This is a genomic window from Synechococcus sp. 1G10, assembly GCF_002252625.1.
In the GTDB taxonomy this organism is placed as follows: Bacteria; Cyanobacteriota; Cyanobacteriia; order PCC-6307; family Cyanobiaceae; genus Regnicoccus_A.
The window spans coordinates 272,079-295,554 of record NZ_NQKW01000001.1 but is presented as its reverse complement, the minus strand read 5'-3'; the positions used below and the strand labels follow the sequence as shown (position 1 = coordinate 295,554).

The following is a 23,476-nucleotide window of genomic DNA, read 5'->3' as shown; positions in this document are numbered from 1 at the left end:
CTGGCGATCCTTCCAGATTGCCCGGCCGAGCGGCTGATCTCTGGCTATCTCTGGCTTACAGACCTGCCCGGCTGCGATGGCCACCGTCCTCATCAGTCCTTTGATCCACTCCGTCCGCTTCCCCAGGTTTGGCCTGGTTCGGCGGGTGCCGTGGTGGCTGGGTTGTTTGGCCGCCGTTCTGCCCAATCTGGTTGGGCTGGCGCCGGCCCACTCCGGCAGCGTCAGCGCCGACTCGGTCTGGGACAGGGGCAATGCGCTTCAGCGGGCCCGGCAACTGGTGCCGCGGGGGGCCATACCGGGCCGGCACCGCTGTCAGGAGATGTCGGTGGGCACTGGCAACTTCCGCTACCGCTGCACCGTGGAGTTCAGCCAGCCGCCAACCGAGCAGCGCTCTGATCCTCCAGCAGATCAGCCGCCAGGTCTCTGACAGGAGCTCACTCTTCCGCTGCTTTGGCCAGCGAGTTCTCAGCCGTCCCCTTGAGCTGCTGCGAGGGATTCGAGGCGCAGCCAGCGCACCGCACCGTGCGCCGGCGGCAGGGGCACCAGGGCGCAGACCACTTCCAGAGGCAGCTGGGCCTGCTCTGGGTGTTCGGCCAGCCAGCAGCTCAGGGCCCTGGCCAGACGCCGGCGTTTGATCGCTCCAAGGGCGGCCACCCCCCAGCCATCGGCGCCGCAGCGGTGGCGGCCTTTCACTTCCACCACCAGCAGTCGGCCAGGTTTGGTCACCACCAGGTCCAGCTCCCCCCAGCGGCAACGCCAGCGGCTGGCGAGGAGCTGCCAGCCCCGGTCGCGCAGCAGTCGCCAGGCGCGCTGCTCAGCCCAGACCCCTGGCAGGGCGCTGCTGCTTCGGGCGCGTTGCGTTCTGCTCTGGAGCAAGGGTCTGGTCGCCGGCTTTTCCTAGGGTTCCCTGGCTGTCTCGTCCATGCCATGGCTGCCCTGCTGCGTTCCCTGGTCTCGGGCCTGGTGGCCTGGATGGGCTGCGGCCTGCTGGCACTGCTGTTGTTGCTGCAGGCTGCTCCGGCCACTGCCGCCATGGACTACGCCAAACAGGTGCTGATCGGCGCTGATTTCCACGACGCCGATCTGCGGGGCGTCACCTTCAATCTCACCAACCTGCGCGACGCCGATCTCTCCGGTTCCGACCTGCGCAATGCCAGCCTTTTCGGCGCCAAGCTCCAGGACGCCGACCTGCACGGCGTCGACCTGCGCGAGGCCACCCTGGATTCGGCCGTGCTGGAAGGCACCGACCTGCGCGATGCAGTGCTGGAGGATGCCTTTGCGTTCAACACCAAGTTTGTGAACGTGGCGATCGAGGGCGCTGATTTCACCAACGTGCCCCTGCGCGCCGATGTGCTCACCTCCCTGTGCGCCATCGCCAGCGGCACCAACCCCGTCACGGGCCGTGCCACCCGCGACACCCTCGGCTGTTCCTGACACCCAAGCCCCTGCTGCCATGAGCTTCGACGCCCACAGCCTCGAGCGCCTCCGCCAGCTCGGCCGGCAGCTGCCCCAGCCCCTGCCTGCACCGGTGCCGCCTGCCACTGCCAGGCCCAGGGCCAGTGAGCAACGCCATCAGGTGGAGCTTGAGCGTGACCCTGAGCAGCTCTTCCGTGAGCTGATGCAGGTGAGCCCAGACGGCAACGTTCCGCCCCACCTGATGGAGCGCTTGCGCGGTCTTGAGGCGAGCCGCTTGGCCCAGCAGGCAAGTGAGCGACGCGTTCAGGGCGGCCAGGCCGCCGTCCCAGCCAGCCAGCCCAGCCGGCGATCAGGCCCTGGCCGCAGCACTCCCCCCAGAGCTGAGCCCAGCCTGGCGGCGGAGCACGCCGATCTCTACACCGCCTTTCATTCCCTGCTGCTCGAAGACGAGGGAGAGGATTGAGCGTCGGCGATATGGCAATCACCCGGCACCGAAGGCCGCTCTGAAATGGCGATCATCCATGCCCGCGGGCTTGGCAAAAGCTTCCGGGTGGCCGACAAGATGCCGGGTCTGGGAGGAACTCTGCGCCATTTCTTTGCCCGCCGGCTGAAGGACATCCCGGCCGTACGGGACGTCAGCTTCACGATCGAGTCCGGCGAGGTGGTGGGTTTTCTGGGGGCCAATGGTGCTGGCAAGACCACCACCCTAAAAATGCTCACCGGCCTGATCGAGCCCAGTGCCGGGGAGGTGGAGGTGGCCGGCTTCAGGCCCTTTCGCCGTCAGGCGGCTTTTCTGCGCACGATCACCCTGGTGATGGGGCAGAAGCAGCAGCTGATCTGGGATCTGCCTCCGCTCGATTCCCTGCGGGTCAACGCGGCGGTGTACGGCATCAGCGAGCCCGAAGCGCGCCGCCGCATCGACGAACTGGCCGAGATGCTGGAGCTCGGGGAGGAGCTGCGCCGGCCGGTGCGCAAGCTCTCTCTCGGCCAGCGCATGAAGGCCGAGTTGCTGGCATCGCTGCTGCATCGCCCCTCCGTGCTTTTTCTTGATGAACCCACCCTCGGGCTGGATGTGAACGCCCAGGTGCGGGTGCGTGAGTTCCTCGCCGACTACAACCGTCGCACCGGCGCCACGGTGCTGCTCACCAGCCACTACATGGGCGATATCACTGCCCTCTGCCAGCGAGTGCTGCTGATTCATCAGGGCCAGCTCTTCTACGACGGCAGCCTGCAGGAGCTGACCCAGCAGCTCGCTCCCTACCGGGAAGTCTGCTGCGATCTGGGGGCGGTCTACCCGCCGGAGGCCTTCCGTGGTTTCGGCGAGCTCGAATCTCTGGCGGGCCATCGGGTGCGGCTGCTGGTGTCGAGGGATCAGCTCACGGGAACCATCTCTCGGTTGCTCTCGACCTTTCCCGTGCTCGATCTGGAGGTCAGTGATCCGCCGGTGGAGGAGATCATCGGCCGCCTGTTCCGTGAGGCGGCGGTGGCATGAGCCGCACGCTGCGGCTGGCGAGGGTGCTGCTCTCTGTCCAGTACGCCTACATGCTCGAGTACCGAGCTGAGATCGCGCTCTGGGCCCTCTCCGGCCTCCTGCCCCTGATCATGCTGGCCCTGTGGAGCGGTGCCGCTGCGGCCGCTGATCTCAGCCTCAGCCCGGCGGAGCTGACCCGCTATTTCCTGGCGGCCTTCGTTGTGCGTCAGTTCACGGTGGTGTGGGTGATCCATATCTTCGAGGAAGACGCCCTGCAGGGGCGCCTCTCCCCCTATCTGCTGCAACCGCTGCACCCCTTCTGGCGCTATCTGGCCTCCCACATCGCCGAGCAGGCCACCCGGGTGCCCTTCGTGCTGGCGATCGTGCTGGCGGTCTGGCTGCTTGGGGCGGGGGCAAGCGGCTGGCCGCCGCCCTCCACCTGGTTGCTGGGCTTGCTGGTGACCCACCTGGCCTTTCTGCTGCGCTTCCTGTTGCAGTCGGTGATCACCATGGCCTGCTTCTGGAGCGAGCGAGCGGCGGCCCTGGATCGTCTGCTGCTGATTCCATACCTGTTCCTCTCCGGGCTGGTGGCGCCGCTGGAGGCGTTTCCCCCCGGATTGCGCCGCCTGGCTGCGGCCACTCCGTTTCCTTCGATGGTCGACTTTCCTGCCCGGCTGCTCTCAGGCGGCGAGGTGGATCTGCTGGGGGGGCTGGCGACGATGGCCGCCTGGATAGCCCTGCTCCTGCCTCTTTACCTGCTGCTCTGGCGCGCCGGACTGCGGCGTTACGCGGCGATGGGGGCCTGATGGGCCGTTATCTGCGCACCCTGCGGGAGTTCTGGTCGTCGTCGCTGGCGATCGAGCTGGAGTATCCGGCCAATGCGCTGATCGAGCTGCTCTCGGTGCTGGGCAACCTGGCTGGCAGCGTGGTGGTGCTGGCCTTGTTCTATTGCCGGGGCCATGGCCTCGGTGGCTGGAGCTGGGACGAGGCCCTGGTGGTGCTGGGGATCTACACCCTGCTCGACGGCTTCACCAGCACCCTGCTCCAGCCCAACCTGGGGGCGATCGTGAACCATGTGCGCACCGGCAGCCTCGATTTCGTGTTGCTCAAGCCGATCGACAGTCAGGTCTGGCTCTCGGCCCGGTGTTTCTCCCCCTGGGGCCTGCCAGGAGTGCTGGCGGGACTGGCGCTGATCGTGCTGGCGGCGGGACGAGCGGGGGCCACCCCATCGCTTCTCACCCTGCTGGGCACCATCCTGCTGTTGCTCTGCAGCGCCCTGATCCTCTACAGCCTCTGGTTCGTGCTGGCGGCCACCAGCATCTGGTTCGTGAAGGTCTGGAATGCCACCGAGGTGCTGCGCAGCACGTTGGTGGCCGGCCGCTTTCCTGTCAGCGCCTATCCCCCTGCCCTGCGCACTCTGTTCACCCTGGTGTTGCCGGTGGCCTTCCTCACCACTGTTCCGGCGGAAGCGATCCTGGGTCGCGCCACCATTCCCTGGGTGCTGGCGAGCCTGGGGATGGCGATGGCGTCCCTGGGTCTCAGCCGTGGCTTGTGGCGCCACGCCCTGCGCTACTACACCTCGGCATCCAGTTGACGGAGATGGCGACGCCGGGAGGATCACAATGAGGCCTTGGCCGCGGTGCGGCCTCCCCCTGGCTCCAGCGGCGAAACCCGTGGTAGTTCAACGAGAAGGCAGGCTCCATGGCCATGGGGCGCGCCATCAGGAGCAGCACCGCACGTCCCGGGTGGGCTGGCTGCGCGCTGCCGTGCTCGGGGCCAATGACGGCATCGTCTCCACCGCCAGCCTGCTGGTGGGAGTGGCGGCGGCTGAGGCCGACCACGGCGCGATCATGCTCTCCGGAGCAGCGGGACTGGTGGCCGGAGCCATGTCGATGGCGGCCGGCGAATACGTTTCCGTCAGTTCCCAGGCCGACACCGAGCGGGCCGACTTGGCACGGGAGCGCCAGGAACTCGCTGACGACGCGGCGGCGGAGCTGGCTGAGCTCACCGGCATCTACGTGCATCGGGGCCTGGATCCAAAGCTGGCCCATGAGGTGGCGCTGCAGCTCACCAGCCACGATGCCCTCGGCGCCCATGCCCGCGATGAGCTCGGCATCACCGAAGCTCTGGCGGCCCGGCCGGTGCAGGCGGCCCTCGCCTCGGCGGCAATGTTTTCGATCGGCGCGGGGCTGCCCTTGGTCACGGCTTCCGTGCTTCCCGCCAATCGGATCGTGGTGGGGGTCTCACTCACTTCTCTGCTGTTCCTGGGCGTCCTGGGTGGGGTCTCCGCCCAGGCTGGTGGCGCAAAGCTGCGCACCGCCATCCTGCGAGTCACCGTCTGGGGGGCTCTGGCGATGGCGGCCACAGCCCTGATCGGCACGCTGCTGGGGGTTTCCCCCTGAGTGAGCCAGATCAATGCTTACACCGATAACGTCCTGCCTGCGACCAGCCACCGCTTACCGCCATGACAGCTTCCCAACGTCGTTGGTCTCTGCTCGCTCTGGCGGGTCTGCCGTTGCTGGTGATCGGCGCCGCCGCGGTGTTCGCACCGCGATTGCCGGGCCCCGTCCTGGCGGCCGTCGAGGCGCCGGCTCCGCCCGCTTCAGCCCCAGAGCCGCCCGCGGCTCCAGTCATGGTGCTGCTGCCCTCGGAGCCGAACCTGCCCCTGGCGGCCGATGGTCGCCACTATCCGCTCGTACCCAGCGATCCCCAGGTCGTGGCAGAGCTGCTGGTGTCGCTCGAAGAAGCCCTTCGCTCGCCTGATACCCCGTCTGAATCGTTGCCTGCCCTGGGCCACCAGCACCAGGTGATTCTGCGGGTGCTGGCGGTGCGAGAGGGCCAGGCACAGGACGTGCGGCGGCGCCTTCCCCCCCGCTGGCAAGCCGTGCTCGACCATCACCTGGGGGCCCGCCGGGCCTTCCTCTCCATGCGCCGTCGCGGTCCGGGTAGTGCCACCCTGCCGGCCTGGCGGATCGTGGCGCCGGAGCCGGCGGAGAATCTGCTCCGCTACTACCGCAGCGCGGCCGCGGCCACCGGCATCGACTGGGAAGTGCTGGCAGCGGTCAATCTGGTGGAAACGGGTATGGGCCGCATCGATGGGGTGTCGGTGGCTGACGCCCGCGGGCCGATGCAGTTTCTGCCCACAACCTGGGCGCAGCCCGGCGTCGGCAAGGGGAACATCCGCGACCCCCATGACGCCATCCATGCCGCCGCTCGTTACCTGGTGCGCCGAGGTGGACTCAAGGACATTCGCAAGGGGCTCTGGGGGTATAACAACAGCGACTACTACGGCAAGGCCGTTCTCCATTACGCCGCCCTGCTGCGCGAGGATCCCGCTGCTTACACCGGTCTCTACCACTGGGAAATCCACTTCGCCTCCAACGCCGGTGATCTCTGGCTGCCCGTGGGCTATGCCCAGACCAGACCGATTCCGGTGGCCCTTTATCTCCAGCGCTTCCCGTCCAGCGCTCCGCCTGCGGCCAACCGTGGTGGCTGAAGCGGCTGTTGTTGAGTTGGCGACGGCTGAGCCGCCTATAACACGATGGGATGAAGGAGCTTGTCGGTTTGATCCTCGGCCGCGATTTCGGGAACAGAGTGGGCCTCGGGATCGCAGGCATGCCAATGGCAGTGGTGGTGAAGCCCTCGGCGCCGGGCGAGGCCGAGTCCCTGGCGGTGTCGTTGAGCAGCCTCACCGCACTGGTGGTGTGCTTTCTGGTGCTGGCCCTCGGGGTGGGGCAGATCAGCGCGGTGATGCCGAATCTGGCGGGGGCATCCGCCGCCGACTCCGGCCGCCCCTGACGATCTGCTGGAGCCGTAGCCGTTGGTGCTGTGGTGGACTGAGCAGATGAGCGCACGTCTGGTCCTCGGTCCCGTGCACGTCTGCCCGCAGGTGCGGGAATGGCTGGATCTGGAAACACTGCAGCGCCTGGTGGCCCGCCATCGCCGCGGCGACTGGGGCGAGGTGGATGCCCGTGATGCCAGGGCCAACACGCTGGCGGCCTACCACCAATGCGGCCAGCTGCGCAGTGTCTACAACCTGGGGCAGGGGCTGTGCATCTGGGTGATCACCGACCATCTCGGCACCGACAGCCTGCAGACCACCGTGCTCATCCCCGCCGATGAGTGATTCGACGCTTCCCAGCGACGAGCACGCCAGGGCACTCCAGGCGGTTGCGGAGCGCTTCGATCTGGGCGGCCCGATCAGCGGGATCGAACCCCTGGGGCACGGCAACGTCAATGACACCTATCTGGTGCGGCTGGGTGACCCGCCCCGGCCCGCCGCTGTGCTGCAACGGGTGAACACCCAGGTCTTCGCCAGTCCCGAGCTGGTGATGGCCAACCTGGTGACCTTCAGCGATCATGTGGCCAGACGGCTGCGTGAGGCCCCCAGCGAGCTGGCTGGCCGACGCTGGGAGGTGCCTCGGGTGTTCCAGGCCCGCGCTGACGGCCGTCCCTGGGTGTGGGAAGGCCCCAGCTTCTGGCGGGCCCTGGGCTACGTGGAGCGGGCCCAATCGCTGGAGCGGATCGGCCACAGCGGCCATGCCCGTGAAATTGGATTCGGCCTGGGCATGTTTCACCGGTTGATCAGTGATCTGCCCGTTGAGAGCCTGGCCGACACCCTGGAGGGGTTCCACATCACCCCCACCTACCTCAACCAGTTTGATCAGGTGTGCGGCCAGCAGGAACCCTCCCGTGATCCTGAGATCAGCGACTGCCTGGCCTTCGTTGAGCAGCGCCGCTCCCTGGTGCCCGTGCTTGAGCAGGCCAAAGCCGCTGGAATCCTGCGCCAGCGCCCGATCCACGGCGATCCGAAGATCAACAACGTCATGCTCGATCTGGAGGGCGACCAGGCTGTTGCTCTCGTCGATCTCGACACCGTCAAACCCGGGCTGGTGCACTACGACATCGGCGACTGCCTGCGCTCAGCCTGCAATCCTCTGGGAGAGGAAACCGCTGACTGGAGGGCGGTCCACTTCGATGTGAGCCTCTGCGAGGCACTGCTTGGGGGCTATGGCAGCGTGGCCAGCTCCTTTCTCACTCCCGCTGACTATGACCACATCGTTGTGGCGATTCGATTGATCAGTTTTGAGCTGGGCTTGCGCTTTCTCACGGATCATCTTGCCGGGGATGTCTACTTCAAGACCCGCTACAGAGGTCACAACCTGCTGCGGGCACGGGTTCAGTTCCAGCTCACCGAGAGCATCGAGCAGCAGGAGGCCGCGATCGAGACCGTCGTGGCGGCGATCCGATGAAGGCAGACTGCCCTGAGCAGCCTGAGGTGGCCTGGCAGGCGTTTGTCCTGCATCCCTTCCAGGCTGAAGCTTCACCAGCAGGTCCGATTGCCTCCGGCCCTGCCGGCACAGCCGGTCCTGGCGCTGGCCTTGAGCTGACGGGGCAGATCCGGCGGCAGGCAGGGACCCTTGAGCTTGGCCTGCGCCTGGTCGGTGATCTCGCGTCGATTGTGCTGGCTGCGCCCTCATCACGGCCCGAGCGCCGGGATGATCTCTGGCGCAGCACCTGTTTCGAGCTGTTCATCGCGGTGGCCGGTGAGCCGGCGTACCGGGAAGTGAACCTTTCACCCAGTGGCGACTGGAACGTGTACCGCTTCGGCGGCTACCGCGAGGGGATGGAGAACGAGCCCTCCCTGCAGGCGTTGCCCTTCGATTTCAAGTCATTGCCCGGGTCGATCGAGCTCGCCCTGGCCTGGCCGCTGCCAGACGACCTTCGCGCCACAAATGCACGCCTTGAGGTCGGAGTCTGTGCGGTGATCGAGCAACGCCATGGGCAGCTGAGCTACTGGGCCGTGACCCATCCCGGCGATGAAGCCGACTTCCACAGGCGCGATGGTGTGGTGCTGCGCCTCTGATCGGCGTCCCTGGCCTGGGTCGGCGCCGGACCGGCAGGTGGGTGGAAGGGCCCAGAGTGAACCACCACCCCAGGCCCCTGCCCGAAGGCATCGTCATCGTGACATGCCGATCCGGAACCATCTTTGCATCTGGATTCATCATCAAATCCCGATCCGATTATTTATCCGGATTCCAACAACAGGACAGCTGTCAGTTGTACTCGCCGGGCATGTCCTGCTTGGTGATCGTCACCCTGCCGATGCGCTTGCCGGAAGCCCGCAGCAGTTCGTCTCCTGAAACATCAAAGCCAAGGGAGGCGGCGATCCTGGCCACGTCATCGGCCGTGGAGGCACCCAGCACCTGGCTCCTGAGTTCGCCATCGTCCTGAACCCTGGCGAGGAAGGCCCTGAGTTGCTCCTGGGACATGGCGGGCGGGCCGAGCGCGATGGCCTCCCAGCATCGCTCCCCCAGGGGAGCGATGACGAAGTCGCCTGTTCAGCCTGGCTTGGGGCTGCCTGCGCTAAGCAGCACCTCACGGATCAGATCAGCCCCCACGTCGTTGTGGATCCGCACCTGGCCGATCTCGCTGGGCAGCACGAAGCGCACCTGGCCGCTTTTCACTTTCTTGTCGCTTAACAGGGTGCTCAGCACGGCTTCTGGTTCAAGGGGTGGCAGCTGCAAGGGGAGGCCGGCCTTGGCGATCAGGGCACACTGCCGCTGCTGATCGGCTGGGCTCCAGAGGCCCATGGCCACCGCAAGCTCGCCGGCTGCCACCATCCCCAGCGCCACTGCTTCGCCATGGAGGTAGGTGCCGTAGCCACAGAGGGTCTCCACCACGTGGCCAAGGGTGTGGCCGTAGTTGAGGATGGCGCGCAGGCCACCTTCGCGCTCATCGGCGGCCACCACGCGAGCCTTGGCTGCGGCGGATCGCTCCAGCAGCCAGGGCAGCAGGGTGTCGCCCACCGCCTTGAGGCTGGAGAGGTCTTCGGCGGCTTCGAGCTCGCTGAACAGCTGGGGATCACCGATCACGCCGTACTTGATCACCTCGGCCATGCCCGCGCGGAATTCCCGCTCCGGCAGCGTGGCCAGGGTGCTCGGATCGATCAGCACCAGCAGGGGCTGGTGGAAGGCTCCGATCAGGTTCTTGCCGCCGGGGTGGTTCACCCCGGTCTTGCCGCCGATCGAGGCATCCACCATCGCCAGCAGGGTGGTGGGGACCTGCACCACCGCGATGCCGCGCAGCCAGGTGGCGGCGGCAAATCCCGCCATGTCGCCGATCACCCCGCCGCCGAGAGCCACGATCAGGGAGCTCCGCTCCAGCCGCCGGGCCTGGGCCGCGTCATGAATCAGAGCCACACTGGCGGGTGTTTTCTGATCTTCCCCCGCATCCAGCACCAGCAGGCTGGGATCCAGCTGGGCCTGGCGCAGGCTCTCGAGCGTCCTGCGGCCGTAGAAGCCCTCCACCACCGGGTTGGTCACCACCAGCACCTTGGTGGCCGCCGCCATTCCCCTCGAGCGGATCTGGGAGCCGAGCTGATCGAGGCTGCCCTCACCGATGAACACGGGGTAGGGCTGGCTGCTGAGGGCCACCTCGATCGTCTTGATGGGCTTTGCAGCACCGGCTGCACCGGCGGTTGCCGTTGGGCCGGCGGCTCCGGTGGACTCAATCGAAAGCGCGGGGATCATCACCGGGGCCGGCGCGAAAGACTCACTCGCCAGGCTAGGTCTGGGCTCCCCAGCCCTGGATCACCGCCAGCACCGCCTCGCCGTAGCGCTCCAGCTTGGCCGCGCCGATGCCGCTCACCTGTGCCAGGTCGTTCAGCTGGGCCGGACGCCGCGCTGCCAGCTCCACCAGGGTGCGGTCGTGGAACACCACATAGGGGGGCACCCCCTGTTCCCGGGCCTGCTCCCGCCGCCACGACTTGAGGGCCGCCACCAGCTCCGGTTCGGCCTCCGCTTCACCGCAGGCAGCCGCCGCAATGGCCGGCTTGCGCACCTGGCGCTCCTGGCGCGCCGGCGTGGCAGGCAGCGCCAGGGTGAGCTCGCCCCGCAGCAGCGACCGCACTCGGGTCTCCTCCCCCCAGCGCAGCCCGCCGCGGCCATCGGGCACCGGCTCCAGCCATCCCTGGCTGGTGAGCTGCCGCATCAGGGTGCGCCACTGCTCACGGTCCAGCTCCTTGCCGATGCCGTACACACTCAGATCCTGGTGGCCAAGGGAGCGCACCCGGGCGGTGTCGGCGCCCAGCAGAACGTCGGTGAGATGCGCGGCCCCGAAGCGCTGGCCGGTGCGGAACACCGCCGAGAGCGCCTTCTGGGCGGCCACGGTCCGGTCCTCCAGCACCTGGGGCTCGAGGCAGCGGTCGCAGTTGCCGCAGGGCTCGGCCAGCGTTTCGCCCAGATGGGCCAGCAGCACCTGGCGGCGGCAGCCCGGCGCTTCAGTGAAGCCCAGCAGGGCATCGAGCTTGCCGTGCTCGATCCGCTTCTGGGCGGCCTCGGCGTCGGAGTCCTCGATGAAGCGCCGCAGCTGGGGCACATCCCCTGGCCCGTGCACCATCCAGGCCGTGGCCGGCAGGCCGTCGCGCCCTCCCCGGCCGGTTTCCTGGTAGTAGGCCTCCAGGCTCTTGGGCAGATCCAGATGGGCGACGAAGCGCACATCGGGTTTGTCGATGCCCATGCCGAAGGCGATCGTGGCTACCACCACCACGCCACTGTCGTTGCGGAAACGGCTGAGGGCTCTGGAGCGCTGGCCGGCGTCCATTCCGGCGTGGTACGCCACCGCATCGTGGCCGGAGGCCTGAAGCAGGGCAGCGAAGCGGTCGACGCGACTGCGGGAGCGGGCGTAGACAATGCCTGCTTCGCCCCGGAACTCCTCCAGGAAGGCCAGCAGCTGCTCCTTGGCCTCCTGCTTTGGCCGAAGCAGGTAGCGGATATTGGGCCGATCGAAGCTGGCCAGGAACACCCGTCCTTGCTGCAGGGCCAGGCGCTCGATGATCTCGCTGCGGGTACGGGGGTCTGCGGTGGCGGTGAGGGCCAGCCGGGGAACCTGCGGGAAACACAGGGCCAGCGTCTCCAGCTGCAGATACTCGGGGCGGAAGTCGTGGCCCCACTGGGAGACGCAGTGGGCCTCATCGATGGCGAACAGGGCCAGGGGCCTCTCCTGCAGCCGCTCCAGCAGACCTCCGTTCAGCAGCCGCTCCGGTGAGACGTAGAGCAGATCCAGCTCGTCCCGCAGAAGGTTGCGCCAGAGGGCGCTGGACGCTTCAGCCGCCAGGCCGGAGTGCAGGGCCGCCGCCCGCACCCCGGCCTGGCGCAGGGACTGCACCTGGTCGTCCATCAGAGCGATCAGGGGCGAGACCACCACCGCCAGCCCTTCGCGGCAGAGGGCCGGCACCTGGTAGCAGAGCGATTTGCCGCCACCGGTGGGCATCAGCACCAGACCGGAGCCGCCGGCGATCACGTGCTGCACGATCGCCTCCTGGGGACCACGGAAGTGGTCGTAGCCGAACACCTCTCGCAGTACCCGCAGCGGGTCGCTGCCGCCGAAGTGGCTCTGCACGGCCGTGAAACTCGTCATGGTGCGTCCCACAATGGCCCCATGGATGGTTCCCCCGCTGCCTCGCCTTCGTCCCAGCGCCAGGGCGCCAGGTTGGGGCGCAGCGCCACGGCCTGGGGCTTTCTGGCCCCGGCGCTGCTGCTGCTCAGTGTTTCTGTGCTGATCCCGGCCGCGATGGCCCTGGTGATCAGTTTCACCGCCACTGGCCTGGATGTGAGCGAACCGCTGCGCTTCGTCGGTCTGGCCAACATCCGGCGGCTGCTGGCCGACCCGGTGTTCCTGCAGGTGCTGGGTACCACCTTCCTCTATCTGGTTGGGGTGGTGCCACCGATCGTGCTGGGCTCCCTCACCCTGGCCGTGATGGTGAACCGCCAGCTGCCCGGCATCCATCTCTTCCGAGCCGCCTTCTACACGCCGGTGCTGGTGTCGATCGTGGTGGCGGCCATCGCCTTCCGCTGGCTCTATGCCGAGAACGGCCTGGTCAACGGTTGGCTGGCCGCCTGGCTGGGGGACGCCTTTACTCCGATCGGCTTTCTCACCACCCCCTGGCTGGCGCTGCCTGCCGTGATGCTGGTGACCCTCTGGAAGGGCCTGGGGTATTACATGGTGATCTTTCTCTCGGGCCTGCAGGGCATTTCCCCGGAGCTCTATGAAGCCGCCGCCCTTGATGGCAGCGAGGGCTGGCGGCGTCATCTCGACATCACCCTGCCGCTGCTGAGGCCCTACCTCACTTTGGTCGGGGTGATCTCAGCCATCGCCGCCACCAAGGTGTTCGAGGAGGTGTATCTGATGACCCAGGGGGGGCCAGCCGATTCCACCCGCACCATCGTCTACTACGTCTACGACCAGGCCTTCTCTGAGCTGGACATCAGCTATGCCTGCACGGTGGGTCTGGCCCTGTTTCTGATCGTGATGATCTTCAGCCTGCTGCGCTTCCTGGTCGTGGGCGAGAAAGGCTTCAGCTGAGGGAGCCCAGGCTGATGGTCAGGGGAGTGGCAAGCTGCTGAATTGGCGCGCGGCCCGGTGCCGTGTGGTCAGTGAGGTCAGCGATGGGCGGCAGTATCGGCGTGGTGGGGGGCGGCCAACTGGCCTGGATGCTGGCGGCTGCGGCACGGGAGCAGGGCATTGAGCTCCATGTGCAGACCCCGGAACTCTCCGATCCGGCCGCACGGCTGGCCACCAGTGTGGTGCGGGCACCGCTGAGCGATCTGGCGGCCACCCGCAGCCTGGCCCAGAGGACATCGGCGATCAGCTTCGAAAACGAATGGCTCGATCTCGACTCCCTCGCCCCGCTCGAGCAGGAGGGCGTGGTGTTCATTCCCCGGCTCGATTCCCTGGCGGATCTGGTCTGCAAGCGCCGGCAGCGCCAGCTGCTGGAGCGGTTGCGCCTGCCCTCGCCGCGCTGGTTCCCGCTGGAGCAGATTCTCACTCCCCCGGCCCCGGCCCCAACCAAGCAGCTGGATCCTGCGCTGGCCGGCGCCGGGGCCCGCGATAGCGCCGGAGAAGCGCCGGCGCCGGCTTTGCCCCTGCCGCCGCGCATCCCGGTCGGGTTCGATTTCCCCTTGATGGCCAAGGCGGTGCGGGGTGGTTACGACGGGCGCGGTACCCGGGTGATCCGCACTCAGGCGGAGCTGGAAGCCCTGATCGAGGCGGTGGATCCCAGCCTGTGGTTGCTGGAGGAGTTCGTGGCTTTCGAGCAGGAGTTGGCGCTGGTGGCCTGCCGCGATCATCTAGGCGCGGTTCAGTGCTACCCCCTGGTGGAGACGCACCAGCACGATCAGGTCTGCGATTGGGTGCTCGCCCCCGCTGCCGCCAGCCAGGCGGTGGAGGCGCGTGCCCGCAACGTGGCGGCCTCACTGCTGGCCGCCCTCGATTACGTGGGAGTGCTCTCGATCGAATTCTTCTACGGACCCTCGGGGCTGCTGATCAATGAGCTGGCGCCGAGGACCCACAACTCCGGCCACTACACCATCGAAGCGTGTCGCACCAGCCAGTTCGCCCAGCAGGTGCGCATTGTCTCGGGAGAGCCCCTGGGGGACACCACCATGACCCTGAGCGGCGCGTTGATGGTGAACCTGCTGGGTTTCGAAACCTCCACCGCGGCCTACGCCGGCCAACGCCAGGCCCTGGAGGCGCTTGCCGATGTCCATTTGCACTGGTACGGCAAACGTCTGGCCCGGCCCGGGCGCAAGCTGGGTCACCTCACCGTGGAGCTCAAGGCTTCAGGTGCCCCCGAGCGTGTCAAGGAGGCGACCCTGCGCTTGGCTGAGGTACGGGCGATCTGGCCACTCCCAACGGCCCGTACCCCTTAGAGTTTCTGCGGACTGCTGTGTTGGTGACTGCCTTTCACAGTTTTCTGATCTGACTCCCTCTTCGACGTGGGTGGTCTGTCGTGACGGTGACGTATACCGGCCTCGTTGCCGGAAACGAAGCCCCACTTTGACCACCCCTCTGGTACTACCAGGTCGAACACTGGGGCAAGACGGCACAGCGGTTCACCCCATTCAGCCCTTGAGGCAGAGAAGCTCCAGACGTTCCTGGAGCTTTTCCTTTGACCAGTTGGTGAGCACGAACACTTCCTGGGCGGTGCTGCCGCGGCGGGCCAGCAGCTTGTACCCACCGTTGATCGGAACTGATACCCGCAGTCGCAGGCGAGGACTGTGTCCCTTGACCCGGCTGATCACGGCCGGAGTGATCGTATCGATGCCCTCGTCCTGAGCCAGAACTTTCAGCACCGGGATCAGCCCCTCCACGTAGGTGCTGTGGGTGATCACCACCCGGCCCATGGGTCTTTCTCTCCGGGAATCAACCCTAGGCAGGCCCGTTAAGCCGGCGAAGGTCCCAGCTGATCCTCGCTGGCCTGACGCGAGACGCGAGACGCGAGGATCGGTCAGTTCCAGGGCATGGTCAGTCCCGCTCCAGAGGCGCCATCGTCAGGCCCTCCTGGCTGAGCTGCTGGTGGTAGAGCTCAGCCTGCTCCTGGGGTCCGCTCCAGACGACGGCCGAACCCTCGGAGTCGATTTGATGAGCCAGTTCCCAGGCCCGGTCTGGTCCCATACCAGGCAGGTAGCGCACGAGGCAGTTCACCACGTGCTGAAAAGTGTTGACGTCGTCGTCGAGAACAACGACCCGAAGATGGGGATAGCGCTGGCGTTGCCGGATACCGGCCGGGATCGTCTGAACTCCCGAGGCTGCCATCGTTGAACTGGATCTGAGTCGTCCCCACACTAGGTAAACTCTGTTCAACCGTTGCTTGGGCGACCCCATGCTCATCTCCTTCGCCTGGGCTTCCCTGGCAGCACTGTTCAGCTTCTCGATCGCCATGGTGGTCTGGGGCCGCAATGGCGACGGCACGATCAATTTCTGATCGACCCAGGGCCAACTCCTCACCCGGATGCCTGACTTTCCCCTCTCCAGCACCAATGTCCTGGCGTTGACCGCCACAATTTTGCTGGTTTTCGTGACGGGCGGGGTGGTCTACCTCTCCGTCGTTGAATGGCGCGACCGTCGCCGGGCCAAGCAGTCACCACGACCGTCCTCAGGTCGTCTGTCCTCTGGGCGACGCTGACTACAGATTGGCTACGGATCCCTCCTCTCAACAGACCCAAGCAGCTTCAAAGTCCGAACCAGAGTGTGGGCAAGCACTCAGGAGCAGGTGCGCCTGGCTGCCGTCGAAGTGATCCGCGACCAACTTCAATGTGACTCTGCACGGCCCCGGGCACTCAAATGTTTGTGGCTTCCGCAGGGTCGGGTGCGACCAAGCTGATCGCCGCCAAAGGCTGGTGTACGCCGCTCACACCGGGCTGCTGGAGGCAGCCGGTGGCCGCCTGGACCGTCCGGTTCGCCGACGCACCACGCTTTTTGCCATGACCTCTCCCCCACCATGACGCTCACCCTGCCGCGCTGGAAGGGTCTGCCGCCTGCTCCCCGTCTGGGGCCCTTGCCGATCACCTCGGCGCTGATCGCCATGCTGGTGCTGGCTCCGGCCAGCCAGCTGCACCGGTTTCCCCGCTCCAACGCCGAGGGGCTGGAGCGGGTGGTGGGGATGGCCACTCTTGTTCAGAGTTTTCAGTCGGGTGACGCCAGGCCGGTCCCCCTGCTGTGGCAGGAACGCCTGGGCGTCGAGTCGGCCACCCGGCTGTGGACACGCCAGCGGGGGACCTGGTGGCAGTTCTGGGGACGGGAAGGCTCGGCCCATCTGGTGGTGCCGGCCCGGTTGTTCGGCCCCCAGGCCAGCGCTCCACTGCCTGGCCGTGCCGTGCGGGTGGACGATCTGGTCGTGATTGCTCCCGACCCCCTCTCCTTCCAGACGCTCCAGCAGCAACTGCGCCGTACCGCCCGGACGCCCCGTGGACTGGAGCAACGTTGCGTCAACCTGCTGCGCAGCCGCCAGGCTGTGGCCTGGACCAAGCTCGCCCTGGCTCAGATCTCCGGTGATCTAGCCCCGCTGTTGCAGCGTTTCCAGCAGGGCTGCCTCACGGTCAGCGCCGAAGCCGATGGCCTCAGCTGGCAGGGGGAGGCCAGCGCCAAGCCCGATTCGGTGGCTCCAGCCCCATCGCTGCCACCAGCGCCGAGCGCAAGCAGCGAGCCCCTCCCGCCCGATCTGTTGCTGGAGGTGGCAGGGGCCCGGCTTGACCTGCTGCTCGACGCCCTGCTCAGCAATGCCGTGATCCGGCAACCGCTGATGGACCGTTACGGACTCGACCAGGCTTCCCTGGAGCGTCTCCAGAAGACTCCGTTCCTGCTCCGGCTCAGACCCCAGCCCAAGGGCCCCTTTCAGGCGTCGCTGGAGTTGCAGCTGGCGGTCGGTCAGGAGCGCTCCGGCTGGACCCGCTGGCTGTCGGCCCTGGGCCAGGCTCTCAAGCGGCAGGGCCTGAGCGACCAGAAATCTCCTTCCACCCCAGGGAATGCGGTACCGAGTTCAGCAGGGAATTCCGCAACGGCCAGCGCTGGCAGGGCCAAGTTGGCCAGCAGTCTCTGGTTGCGCGATGACGGTACCCCCCTGGGGGGCTGGCGCTGGGTGGTGCCGACCAGCGGTGGCGCCCCGGAGTTGCTGTTCGTGCTCGGCGCAGGTCTGCCCGGTGCTGAACGTTTTGCGGCGGCCAGGCCACCGGCAGGCGGTGGGCTCAGCCTGAGGGCCAGGCCAGACGCCCTCGCTGCCCTTGGCTTGCTGCCCCCGGATCTGCCGGCGGTGGCCCGGCGCGCCACCCAACTGGAGATCCTGTCGGCTCCGGCGGCAGCACCCAAGCCGGGAGCTTCCCCTGGAGGCGATGCGGGGTTGTCGTGGTTGTGGGGGTCCCTCAGGCTGGCGGCTCCAAAAGTGCCAGCGGCGGCAACTACCCAGCCGACTCAGGCCCCATCTTCGGCAGCAGTGGGACAGTCAGGCTCTGAAAAGACCAGTGACCGATGAACCGGCGAGCTGAACCTGTGAGTTGAATCGGCCAGGGGCCAATCGCTCCGGCCTCAGCTCCCCTGGGGCGAGGCGGGAGGGTTTGATTCGGGCACCACGTTGGCTGTTTCGGTTTTGGTTTCGGCTTCGCCAGAGTCGCTGGCGGCAGGGGTGACCTGGCTCCCCTGGGCCTGACGTTCCCTTCTGCGCCGTTCGGCGGCCAGGGTCTCCTCCATCAGCTCGACGGCCTGGGCCATCTTCTGGAGGTTGCTGGCGTAGAGGGTCAGGTCCTTGTCGACCCTCTCCTTCATCAGGCCCATGGATTCGCCGATCTCATGGGCGGCTTCCCTGAGGGCCTGGGGCTCCATGGATTCGGCACCACGGGCTCGCTGCAGCAGGCTGAGCAGTCCAACGGCGAACAGGCGCGAGTAGTGGAAATCAGTCCTGTCGATTCCGGCCAGCACCCCAGCAATCGGCTCAGGAGCGCCCTTGCCCCGCTGGGCCAGCCAATGCTTCACCTCATCCAGGCTGTGCTCTCCCACTGCCGCCACGGCAGCGGCGTGTTGGGCGCGAATCTGCTGCGCATCGAAGCCCGATGAGGCGCAGAGGGCGGCAAACAGAGGTTCACTCTGCCCCTCGGGGCGGTAGCCCTTGGAGAAGCCATCAAAGACCTGGGTAAGCCCCACCGCGAACAGGCCGTCGCTGCGGAATCCACTCTGCCGGCTGAGCAGATGCAACTCAACGAGCAGCTCATCGACCATGCGCCGGTACAGAGGACCGATCACATGGGGGAAGGCTGCGTGGAAGGCACGCTTGCTGTCAGCAACGGTGAGGCAGGCGCTCACACTCATCCGCTCGAATGCCTGGACCTTAGCGCTGCACCCCCCCGAACCGATCGGGCGGGTGGTGCACCGTCCTCGGTAGGATCGGGCAAGTTGCTCTGCCATTGCCGATGATCCCGATCGTGATTGAGGATTCGGGCCGGGGTGAGCGCGCCTTTGATATCTACTCAAGGCTCCTGCGCGAGCGGATCATCTTTCTGGGCGAGCCGGTCACGTCAGAATCGGCCAATCGGGTCGTCGCCCAGTTGCTTTTCCTGGAATCTGAGGATCCGGAGAAAGATATCTTCCTCTACATCAATTCCCCTGGTGGATCCGTTTACGACGGCCTTGGCATCTTCGATACGATGCAGCACATCAAGCCTGACGTTCAGACCGTCTGTGTGGGGTTGGCCGCCAGCATGGGCGCTTTTTTGCTCACAGCTGGAGCAAAGGGTAAGCGCAGCAGCCTGCACCATTCCCGGATCATGATTCACCAGCCCCTGGGCGGTGCTCGCGGCCAAGCCAGCGACATACGCATTCAGGCTGATGAAATTCTCTTCCTCAAGGACAAGCTGAACAGGGAACTTGCTGACCGAACAGGTCAACCTCTGGATCGCATCCAGCTCGATACTGATCGTGACTTCTTCATGTCTCCCGCGGAGGCAGTGAGTTATGGGTTGATTGATAAAGTGATTGACAAGCGCTCTGTCCGTCCAGTTTGAGTTAGTCCAGCAGGGCGATTAGATTTATTCGCCTGAGTTTATACTTGAGCCCGCTCGCTCCAGCAAAATGGCCCTCAGCCAACTAAGTTGAGGGCCATTTTAATATTCATTATTCAGAAATAGCGCTGCGCGTTTCTCGGAAAACTATATCTGCGCGAAAAGCAGCAAGTCAAGACTCAGTCTTTGTCTGAAATCTTGAGACCATTCTTGCTGCCCTTAAGCTCCTTCCAGAGCGAGCGGATTTCATCATACGCTTGATCCTGATTAAGCTTTCCGTTACTCTGTAGTCCAACAATCAGGCCTACGCGATCAGCGAAGCGCTCAAGGTTCTGGTGGAATGCCAGCCGCTGCGGACTCCAGTCATCGCCGTGGTAGCCGCTATACGACTCCATTGGAGAATGGGTGCTGCTCAAGATCTGAACGCGTGATGGCTCATGTTAAGCACTGGTCCGAGTCTGGGGGACAAGCTTCGGTTAAGAACCTGCCCCAGCCATATCCTTCTCACAGCCTCATTCAGGTTTGCCTGGATCAGGCGGCGGGCAGCAGGGGGGAGAAACGGTCCTTCTCAGGGATGGTTGTGAACTCGGCCACCACGGCACGGAACTCATCGCCATCGAGGGTTTCCTTCTCGATCAGCATCTCCACCAGGCGATCCATGCAATCGCGGTGACTGGCCACCAACGCCTGGGTATCGCGATAGCAGAGGTCGACGATGCTGCGGATCTGTTCATCAATGCGGCGGGAGATGGAATCTGAAACGTCGCTGCGGGTCATCAGGTCGCGTCCGAGGAACACCTCCTGATTCCCAGCCTCCAGTGAGACCGGGCCAAGGTCGCTCATCCCGAAACGGGTCACCATCTGGCGGGCCATGCTCGCCACCTGCTGGATGTCACCACCAGCTCCTGTGGTGACCTCTGCATGCCCGAACACCACGTCCTCCGCAACCCGTCCGCCAAGGGCTCCCATGATGCGGGCCTTGAGCTGGGATCTGCTCACCAGCATCTGCTCCTCATCGGGGGCGAACCAGGTGAGTCCCTGGGCCTGGCCGCGGGGTACGAGGGTGACTTTCTGGACAGGATCGTGGTCCTTCACCAGGGTGCCGACCAGAGCGTGGCCTACCTCGTGATACGCAATCAGTCTCTTGCTGCGGCCATCGGTCAGGGGTTTGCCCTCCATGCCGGCGATCACCCGATCGACGGCGTCATCAATCTCAGCCAGCGTTGTGGCCTCCTTGCGCCGCCGGGCGGTGAGGATGGCCGCTTCGTTGAGCAGGTTGGCGAGGTCGGCGCCTGTGAATCCAGGGGTGCGGCGAGCAACAGCTTCGAGGGACACATCCTCTGCCAGCTTCTTGTTGCGCGAGTGAACCTTCAGAATCGAAAGGCGGCCCTTGATGTCAGGAGCATCGACGCTCACCTGCCGGTCGAAGCGACCCGGACGCATCAGGGCTGAATCGAGCACATCGGGGCGGTTGGTGGCCGCGATGATGATGATGCCGCTGTTGCCCTCGAAGCCGTCCATTTCAGTGAGCAGCTGGTTGAGGGTCTGCTCCCGCTCGTCGTTGCCGCCTCCGATGCCGGCTCCACGCTGACGGCCAACCGCATCAATTTCATCGATGAAGATCAGGCATGGGCTGTTTTCCTTTGCCCGCTTGAACAGGTCGCGTACTCGGCTCGCACCGACGCCCACGAACATCTCCACGAACTCCGAACCGGAGAGGGAGAAGAAGGGGACACCGGCCTCGCCAGCGATGGCCTTGGCCAGCAGGGTCTTGCCGGTACCCGGAGGGCCCACCAACAGCACACCTTTGGGGATCTTGGCGCCGACGGACGTGAACCGCTCAGGCTGCTTCAGGAAGGTGACCACTTCCTCGAGATCCTCCTTGGCCTCTTCCACTCCGGCCACGTCATCGAACATGACACCGGTTTCTGCCTCCATGGCGAAACGGGCCTTGGTCTTGCCGAACTGCATCGCCTGGCCAGGACCGCCGGGCATGGACGAGGAACGGCGCGCCAGAAAGATCAGTGAGCCGATCAGCAGCAGGGGGAAAAGCAGATTGCCCAGGATTCCCAGGGCCGGAGGTGTGGTGCGAGGGGGGTGAATGTCGAAGCTGATGCCCTGGGCCTTGAGGTTGTTGATCAGCTCGGGAGCCAGACCGGGCAGATCGACCCGCAGGCGCTGAACGCGATTGTCGAGGTCAGGATCCACCGCTTCGATCACGGCACTGCGACCACCATCGAAGATGTCGACCGCTGTGACCCGGCCCGCCTCGATGTAGTCGAGGAAGCGGCCGTAGCTCATCCGTGCGACTGCCGCATTGCGCGGAGCCACTGTGTCGGTGCGGCCCTCAGGGGTGAACCGGCTGGCGCCGCCGTTCCCCAGCACCTGCCAGCCAAGAAACAGAGCCACTCCGATCGGGAGCAGCCAGAGAGCGAACAGACGCCAGCGCTGATTCATGGCTGAGGGGAATTTTTAACAAGTGTAAAGCGCGCAAACCTCGGACGAGGGTTCCCGCCCGCCGCGCCATTGATTTCAGCTTGTCATGGTTGCCCCGTGCCGTGCTCTCTGTTGACAGAGCTTCAGCGGATGCTCAGCCAGGCTGGATCGTCACTGCCCTCGCTGCACTCGAGCTCAGGCTCGATCAGAAGCTCAGCGCTTGGGAGGGTTTCCAGCAGTTCAGGCCCGCCCAGGCCATGGGTCCAGATTTCCAGCTCAGCACCCTTGGGGGCCTGGAAACTGAGAAGCTCAAACGGGAAAACCACCCGCTCCAGGTAGAACTCGCCCGGTCCGCAAGACCGCAATATCACCATACGGTCGCTGGAGTTGCGATAGCCGCAGGAGAGCAGGGCCAAGGGAGGGGTTTCATGGGGGTTTAACCATCAAGCCACCATCCATGCAGGCCTTTGGTCACGGTCAGCACCGTTCAGCTTTCTTAAGGTTTTCTTGATAAGAGGGCGCGCCACTCTGAAGCTGCGCCCCTTTGCATCAGAGACTGCGCAGGGCCACGATCGGATCCAGCCGGGCGGCTCGACGGGCCGGCACCACCCCGAAGAACAGGCCGATCGATCCAGACAGCCCCACGGTGAAGAGCACACTGCCGCTGTCGATGGCGGCGGGCAGCGGGGTGAAGCGGCTCACTGCCGCCACCGTGCCGAGGCCAACGGCGCTGCCGATCAGGCCACCGAGGCTGGCGAGCACCAGTGATTCCACCAGGAACTGCAGCAGCACATCGCCGCTGCGGGCGCCCACCGCTTTACGAAGGCCGATCTCCTGGGTGCGCTCGCTCACCGAGACCAGCATGATGTTCATGATGCCGATGCCGCCCACGAGCAGGGAAATCCCGCCGATGGCCCCCAGCATCAAGGTGAGTCCTCCAGTGATCGTGCCCACGATCGAAAGCGCGTCCTGCTGGGAGCGCACGGCGAAATCGTCTTCTCTGAGGATGCGGTGGCGCTGGCGCAGCAGGTTGGTGATCTGAAACTTGGCGGCACTGGTGCTGGCTTCGTCGCGGGCTTCAGCGCTGATGAAGGTCAGCACCACTCCGTAAGTGGGGTCACGGCCGCTCAGCTTGCTGACCATCGTCGAGAGCGGGATGTAGGCAGCTTCGTCCTGGTTGGTGCCGAAGGCGGCGCCCTTGGGAGCCGTCACGCCGATCACCTGGAAGGATTGATCGCGGATACGCAGGGTCTGGCCGATGGCAGAGCCTGAGGGCAGCAGCTTCTCCTTGAGATCCGGGCCGATCACGACCACGTTGCGCGCTCCCTTGATGTCGTCCTGGCTGAAGAACCGCCCCTGGGCGATCTCGAAGCGCCGGACCGGCAGGAACTCGGGCGTGATGCCCGAAACCGAGGCGTTGGAGCTGTTCCCCCCCGACTGAACCACCGCGTTGATCGTGATCTGTGGGGCGACCCGACGCACACTCGGCACTTGCTCGAGGATGGCTTCGGCGTCCTCCAGCACCAGGGTGCGCGGATTTTCGATCCCCTGGCGGCGGGTGTCGTTGTTGCCCGGCACCACAAAGAGAACGTTGGCCCCCAGGGTGTTCAGCTGGCCTTCAGCCAGGTTCTGGGCCCCCTTGCCCACCCCCACCAGGGTGATCACCGAGGCATTGCCGATCACGATCCCCAGCATCGTCAGCAGGCTGCGCAGCCGGTTGGCTTTGAGCGTGGTGAGAGCCATGCCGACGGTTTCCGCCAGCGGCAGTTTCGAGGCCATGGCCGCGAGCAGCATTCAGAGCCGCATCATGGCCAGCAGCCGCAAC

General features: G+C 65.8%; 29 protein-coding genes and 1 other RNA gene. 19 read left to right on the top strand and 11 right to left on the bottom strand.

Going from position 1 to position 23,476, the window contains the following annotated elements; genetic code table 11:
• Window positions 1–76 precede the first annotated feature (76 nt).
• Complete coding sequence (locus CJZ82_RS01520) at window positions 77–427, top strand: hypothetical protein (protein ID WP_233129957.1); 351 nt, start codon at window positions 77–79, stop codon at window positions 425–427.
• Between the two features lie 38 nt (window positions 428–465).
• On the opposite strand, the gene CJZ82_RS01515 is transcribed toward CJZ82_RS01520, so the two are convergent.
• A complete protein-coding gene (locus CJZ82_RS01515; RefSeq protein ID WP_094554004.1) occupies window positions 466–876 on the bottom strand; it encodes a YraN family protein in 411 nt (136 codons plus the stop codon).
• 51 nt (window positions 877–927) lie between these two features.
• On the opposite strand from CJZ82_RS01515, the gene CJZ82_RS01510 reads away from it, so the two are divergent.
• The 11 genes from CJZ82_RS01510 to CJZ82_RS01460 all read left to right on the top strand — a co-directional run bounded on the left by CJZ82_RS01510 (window position 928) and on the right by CJZ82_RS01460 (window position 8,753).
• Window positions 928–1,434, top strand: coding sequence for a pentapeptide repeat-containing protein (locus CJZ82_RS01510; RefSeq protein WP_094554003.1), 507 nt, complete (start codon window positions 928–930; stop codon window positions 1,432–1,434).
• A gap of 19 nt (window positions 1,435–1,453) precedes the next feature.
• The gene (locus CJZ82_RS01505) at window positions 1,454–1,879 is read left to right on the top strand and encodes a hypothetical protein (protein ID WP_094554002.1); all 426 of its coding nucleotides are present in this window, start codon (window positions 1,454–1,456) and stop codon (window positions 1,877–1,879) included.
• A 51-nt stretch (window positions 1,880–1,930) separates the two neighbouring features.
• Window positions 1,931–2,908 (top strand): ATP-binding cassette domain-containing protein, encoded by a 978-nt coding sequence (locus CJZ82_RS01500; RefSeq protein WP_094554137.1) that lies wholly within the window; start codon window positions 1,931–1,933, stop codon window positions 2,906–2,908.
• A complete protein-coding gene (locus CJZ82_RS01495; protein WP_094554001.1) occupies window positions 2,905–3,693 on the top strand; it encodes an ABC-2 family transporter protein in 789 nt (262 codons plus the stop codon). The genes CJZ82_RS01500 and CJZ82_RS01495 overlap by 4 nt, the downstream gene beginning before the upstream one ends.
• Window positions 3,693–4,481: an ABC transporter permease gene (locus CJZ82_RS01490; protein ID WP_094554000.1), complete on the top strand. Its 789-nt coding sequence runs from the start codon at window positions 3,693–3,695 to the stop codon at window positions 4,479–4,481. The genes CJZ82_RS01495 and CJZ82_RS01490 overlap by 1 nt, the downstream gene beginning before the upstream one ends.
• Window positions 4,482–4,560: 79 nt before the next feature.
• Window positions 4,561–5,289: a VIT family protein gene (locus CJZ82_RS01485; RefSeq protein WP_233129956.1), complete on the top strand. Its 729-nt coding sequence runs from the start codon at window positions 4,561–4,563 to the stop codon at window positions 5,287–5,289.
• Window positions 5,290–5,351: 62 nt separating this feature from the next.
• Window positions 5,352–6,383, top strand: a complete 1,032-nt coding sequence (locus CJZ82_RS01480; protein WP_094553998.1) for a lytic transglycosylase domain-containing protein — start codon at window positions 5,352–5,354, stop codon at window positions 6,381–6,383.
• A gap of 50 nt (window positions 6,384–6,433) precedes the next feature.
• Complete coding sequence (locus tag CJZ82_RS01475) at window positions 6,434–6,685, top strand: hypothetical protein (RefSeq protein ID WP_094553997.1); 252 nt, start codon at window positions 6,434–6,436, stop codon at window positions 6,683–6,685.
• A gap of 46 nt (window positions 6,686–6,731) precedes the next feature.
• Window positions 6,732–7,013, top strand: coding sequence for a hypothetical protein (locus CJZ82_RS01470; RefSeq protein ID WP_094553996.1), 282 nt, complete (start codon window positions 6,732–6,734; stop codon window positions 7,011–7,013).
• Window positions 7,006–8,139 (top strand): phosphotransferase enzyme family protein, encoded by a 1,134-nt coding sequence (locus CJZ82_RS01465; protein ID WP_094553995.1) that lies wholly within the window; start codon window positions 7,006–7,008, stop codon window positions 8,137–8,139. Before CJZ82_RS01470 ends, CJZ82_RS01465 begins: the two co-directional genes overlap by 8 nt.
• A complete protein-coding gene (locus CJZ82_RS01460) occupies window positions 8,136–8,753 on the top strand; it encodes a DOMON-like domain-containing protein (RefSeq protein WP_094553994.1) in 618 nt (205 codons plus the stop codon). The genes CJZ82_RS01465 and CJZ82_RS01460 overlap by 4 nt, the downstream gene beginning before the upstream one ends.
• A gap of 190 nt (window positions 8,754–8,943) precedes the next feature.
• On the opposite strand, the gene CJZ82_RS01455 is transcribed toward CJZ82_RS01460, so the two are convergent.
• The 3 genes from CJZ82_RS01455 to recQ all read right to left on the bottom strand — a co-directional run bounded on the left by CJZ82_RS01455 (window position 8,944) and on the right by recQ (window position 12,307).
• Window positions 8,944–9,159, bottom strand: a complete 216-nt coding sequence (locus CJZ82_RS01455) for a Nif11-like leader peptide family natural product precursor (protein WP_094553993.1) — start codon at window positions 9,157–9,159, stop codon at window positions 8,944–8,946.
• A 69-nt stretch (window positions 9,160–9,228) separates the two neighbouring features.
• Window positions 9,229–10,419, bottom strand: a complete 1,191-nt coding sequence (aroB, locus tag CJZ82_RS01450) for a 3-dehydroquinate synthase (RefSeq protein WP_094553992.1) — start codon at window positions 10,417–10,419, stop codon at window positions 9,229–9,231.
• 34 nt (window positions 10,420–10,453) lie between these two features.
• Window positions 10,454–12,307, bottom strand: coding sequence for a DNA helicase RecQ (gene recQ / locus CJZ82_RS01445; protein ID WP_094553991.1), 1,854 nt, complete (start codon window positions 12,305–12,307; stop codon window positions 10,454–10,456).
• Window positions 12,308–12,328: 21 nt separating this feature from the next.
• Here recQ and CJZ82_RS01440 point away from each other — a divergent pair, with 21 nt between their 5' ends.
• The 3 genes from CJZ82_RS01440 (at window position 12,329) to ssrS (ending at window position 14,787) form a co-directional block, all read left to right on the top strand.
• Window positions 12,329–13,252 carry a carbohydrate ABC transporter permease gene (locus tag CJZ82_RS01440; RefSeq protein WP_094553990.1) on the top strand — a complete coding sequence of 308 codons (924 nt, stop codon included), beginning with the start codon at window positions 12,329–12,331 and terminating at the stop codon, window positions 13,250–13,252.
• 83 nt (window positions 13,253–13,335) lie between these two features.
• Complete coding sequence (locus CJZ82_RS01435; RefSeq protein ID WP_094553989.1) at window positions 13,336–14,598, top strand: 5-(carboxyamino)imidazole ribonucleotide synthase; 1,263 nt, start codon at window positions 13,336–13,338, stop codon at window positions 14,596–14,598.
• Between the two features lie 6 nt (window positions 14,599–14,604).
• Window positions 14,605–14,787: non-coding RNA, 6S RNA (ssrS, locus tag CJZ82_RS01430), on the top strand.
• 3 nt (window positions 14,788–14,790) lie between these two features.
• Here ssrS and CJZ82_RS01425 read toward each other — a convergent pair.
• Window positions 14,791–15,072 carry a DUF2103 domain-containing protein gene (locus tag CJZ82_RS01425; RefSeq protein ID WP_094553988.1) on the bottom strand — a complete coding sequence of 94 codons (282 nt, stop codon included), beginning with the start codon at window positions 15,070–15,072 and terminating at the stop codon, window positions 14,791–14,793.
• 121 nt (window positions 15,073–15,193) lie between these two features.
• Window positions 15,194–15,484 (bottom strand): ATP-dependent Clp protease adapter ClpS, encoded by a 291-nt coding sequence (gene clpS / locus CJZ82_RS01420; protein ID WP_094553987.1) that lies wholly within the window; start codon window positions 15,482–15,484, stop codon window positions 15,194–15,196.
• 67 nt (window positions 15,485–15,551) lie between these two features.
• Here clpS and petN point away from each other — a divergent pair, with 67 nt between their 5' ends.
• From petN to CJZ82_RS01410, 3 genes are all read left to right on the top strand, one after another.
• Window positions 15,552–15,653 carry a cytochrome b6-f complex subunit PetN gene (gene petN, locus CJZ82_RS01415; protein WP_094553986.1) on the top strand — a complete coding sequence of 34 codons (102 nt, stop codon included), beginning with the start codon at window positions 15,552–15,554 and terminating at the stop codon, window positions 15,651–15,653.
• A 27-nt stretch (window positions 15,654–15,680) separates the two neighbouring features.
• Entirely contained in the window at window positions 15,681–15,854 is a 174-nt protein-coding gene (locus tag CJZ82_RS18575) for a hypothetical protein (protein WP_198949601.1), read from the top strand.
• Window positions 15,855–16,169: 315 nt separating this feature from the next.
• Window positions 16,170–17,696 carry a hypothetical protein gene (locus CJZ82_RS01410; protein WP_094553985.1) on the top strand — a complete coding sequence of 509 codons (1,527 nt, stop codon included), beginning with the start codon at window positions 16,170–16,172 and terminating at the stop codon, window positions 17,694–17,696.
• Window positions 17,697–17,749: 53 nt separating this feature from the next.
• Here CJZ82_RS01410 and psb29 read toward each other — a convergent pair whose 3' ends face one another.
• Complete coding sequence (gene psb29, locus CJZ82_RS01405; protein WP_094553984.1) at window positions 17,750–18,526, bottom strand: photosystem II biogenesis protein Psp29; 777 nt, start codon at window positions 18,524–18,526, stop codon at window positions 17,750–17,752.
• Between the two features lie 101 nt (window positions 18,527–18,627).
• Between psb29 and clpP the strand changes: the two genes are divergently transcribed.
• On the top strand, window positions 18,628–19,218 hold the full coding sequence (gene clpP, locus CJZ82_RS01400; RefSeq protein ID WP_094553983.1) for an ATP-dependent Clp endopeptidase proteolytic subunit ClpP: 591 nt from the start codon (window positions 18,628–18,630) through the stop codon (window positions 19,216–19,218).
• Between the two features lie 176 nt (window positions 19,219–19,394).
• Here clpP and CJZ82_RS01395 read toward each other — a convergent pair whose 3' ends face one another.
• The 4 genes from CJZ82_RS01395 to CJZ82_RS01380 all read right to left on the bottom strand — a co-directional run bounded on the left by CJZ82_RS01395 (window position 19,395) and on the right by CJZ82_RS01380 (window position 23,430).
• A complete protein-coding gene (locus CJZ82_RS01395; RefSeq protein ID WP_369820003.1) occupies window positions 19,395–19,631 on the bottom strand; it encodes a hypothetical protein in 237 nt (78 codons plus the stop codon).
• Window positions 19,632–19,746: 115 nt separating this feature from the next.
• Window positions 19,747–21,672: an ATP-dependent zinc metalloprotease FtsH gene (gene ftsH, locus CJZ82_RS01390; protein ID WP_094553981.1), complete on the bottom strand. Its 1,926-nt coding sequence runs from the start codon at window positions 21,670–21,672 to the stop codon at window positions 19,747–19,749.
• 122 nt (window positions 21,673–21,794) lie between these two features.
• Window positions 21,795–22,067 (bottom strand): DUF1830 domain-containing protein, encoded by a 273-nt coding sequence (locus CJZ82_RS01385; RefSeq protein WP_198949600.1) that lies wholly within the window; start codon window positions 22,065–22,067, stop codon window positions 21,795–21,797.
• A gap of 133 nt (window positions 22,068–22,200) precedes the next feature.
• A complete protein-coding gene (locus CJZ82_RS01380; RefSeq protein WP_094554135.1) occupies window positions 22,201–23,430 on the bottom strand; it encodes an ABC transporter permease in 1,230 nt (409 codons plus the stop codon).
• Window positions 23,431–23,476 lie beyond the last annotated feature (46 nt).

What these genes read in the sequence shown, in the direction of transcription:
- CJZ82_RS01520 (WP_233129957.1), top strand. Translation starts at nt 77, where the DNA reads ATGGCCACCGTCCTCATCAGTCCTTTGATCCACTCCGTCCGCTTCCCC.
- CJZ82_RS01510 (WP_094554003.1), top strand. Translation starts at nt 928, where the DNA reads ATGGCTGCCCTGCTGCGTTCCCTGGTCTCGGGCCTGGTGGCCTGGATG.
- CJZ82_RS01505 (WP_094554002.1), top strand. Translation starts at nt 1,454, where the DNA reads ATGAGCTTCGACGCCCACAGCCTCGAGCGCCTCCGCCAGCTCGGCCGG.
- CJZ82_RS01495 (WP_094554001.1), top strand. Translation starts at nt 2,905, where the DNA reads ATGAGCCGCACGCTGCGGCTGGCGAGGGTGCTGCTCTCTGTCCAGTAC.
- CJZ82_RS01490 (WP_094554000.1), top strand. Translation starts at nt 3,693, where the DNA reads ATGGGCCGTTATCTGCGCACCCTGCGGGAGTTCTGGTCGTCGTCGCTG.
- CJZ82_RS01480 (WP_094553998.1), top strand. Translation starts at nt 5,352, where the DNA reads ATGACAGCTTCCCAACGTCGTTGGTCTCTGCTCGCTCTGGCGGGTCTG.
- CJZ82_RS01475 (WP_094553997.1), top strand. Translation starts at nt 6,434, where the DNA reads ATGAAGGAGCTTGTCGGTTTGATCCTCGGCCGCGATTTCGGGAACAGA.
- CJZ82_RS01470 (WP_094553996.1), top strand. Translation starts at nt 6,732, where the DNA reads ATGAGCGCACGTCTGGTCCTCGGTCCCGTGCACGTCTGCCCGCAGGTG.
- CJZ82_RS01465 (WP_094553995.1), top strand. Translation starts at nt 7,006, where the DNA reads ATGAGTGATTCGACGCTTCCCAGCGACGAGCACGCCAGGGCACTCCAG.
- CJZ82_RS01460 (WP_094553994.1), top strand. Translation starts at nt 8,136, where the DNA reads ATGAAGGCAGACTGCCCTGAGCAGCCTGAGGTGGCCTGGCAGGCGTTT.
- CJZ82_RS01455 (WP_094553993.1), bottom strand. Translation starts at nt 9,159, where the DNA reads ATGTCCCAGGAGCAACTCAGGGCCTTCCTCGCCAGGGTTCAGGACGAT.
- aroB (WP_094553992.1), bottom strand. Translation starts at nt 10,419, where the DNA reads ATGATCCCCGCGCTTTCGATTGAGTCCACCGGAGCCGCCGGCCCAACG.
- recQ (WP_094553991.1), bottom strand. Translation starts at nt 12,307, where the DNA reads ATGACGAGTTTCACGGCCGTGCAGAGCCACTTCGGCGGCAGCGACCCG.
- CJZ82_RS01440 (WP_094553990.1), top strand. Translation starts at nt 12,329, where the DNA reads ATGGATGGTTCCCCCGCTGCCTCGCCTTCGTCCCAGCGCCAGGGCGCC.
- CJZ82_RS01435 (WP_094553989.1), top strand. Translation starts at nt 13,336, where the DNA reads ATGGGCGGCAGTATCGGCGTGGTGGGGGGCGGCCAACTGGCCTGGATG.
- CJZ82_RS01425 (WP_094553988.1), bottom strand. Translation starts at nt 15,072, where the DNA reads ATGGGCCGGGTGGTGATCACCCACAGCACCTACGTGGAGGGGCTGATC.
- clpS (WP_094553987.1), bottom strand. Translation starts at nt 15,484, where the DNA reads ATGGCAGCCTCGGGAGTTCAGACGATCCCGGCCGGTATCCGGCAACGC.
- petN (WP_094553986.1), top strand. Translation starts at nt 15,552, where the DNA reads ATGCTCATCTCCTTCGCCTGGGCTTCCCTGGCAGCACTGTTCAGCTTC.
- CJZ82_RS18575 (WP_198949601.1), top strand. Translation starts at nt 15,681, where the DNA reads ATGCCTGACTTTCCCCTCTCCAGCACCAATGTCCTGGCGTTGACCGCC.
- CJZ82_RS01410 (WP_094553985.1), top strand. Translation starts at nt 16,170, where the DNA reads ATGACGCTCACCCTGCCGCGCTGGAAGGGTCTGCCGCCTGCTCCCCGT.
- psb29 (WP_094553984.1), bottom strand. Translation starts at nt 18,526, where the DNA reads ATGAGTGTGAGCGCCTGCCTCACCGTTGCTGACAGCAAGCGTGCCTTC.
- clpP (WP_094553983.1), top strand. Translation starts at nt 18,628, where the DNA reads ATGATCCCGATCGTGATTGAGGATTCGGGCCGGGGTGAGCGCGCCTTT.
- ftsH (WP_094553981.1), bottom strand. Translation starts at nt 21,672, where the DNA reads ATGAATCAGCGCTGGCGTCTGTTCGCTCTCTGGCTGCTCCCGATCGGA.
- CJZ82_RS01380 (WP_094554135.1), bottom strand. Translation starts at nt 23,430, where the DNA reads ATGGCCTCGAAACTGCCGCTGGCGGAAACCGTCGGCATGGCTCTCACC.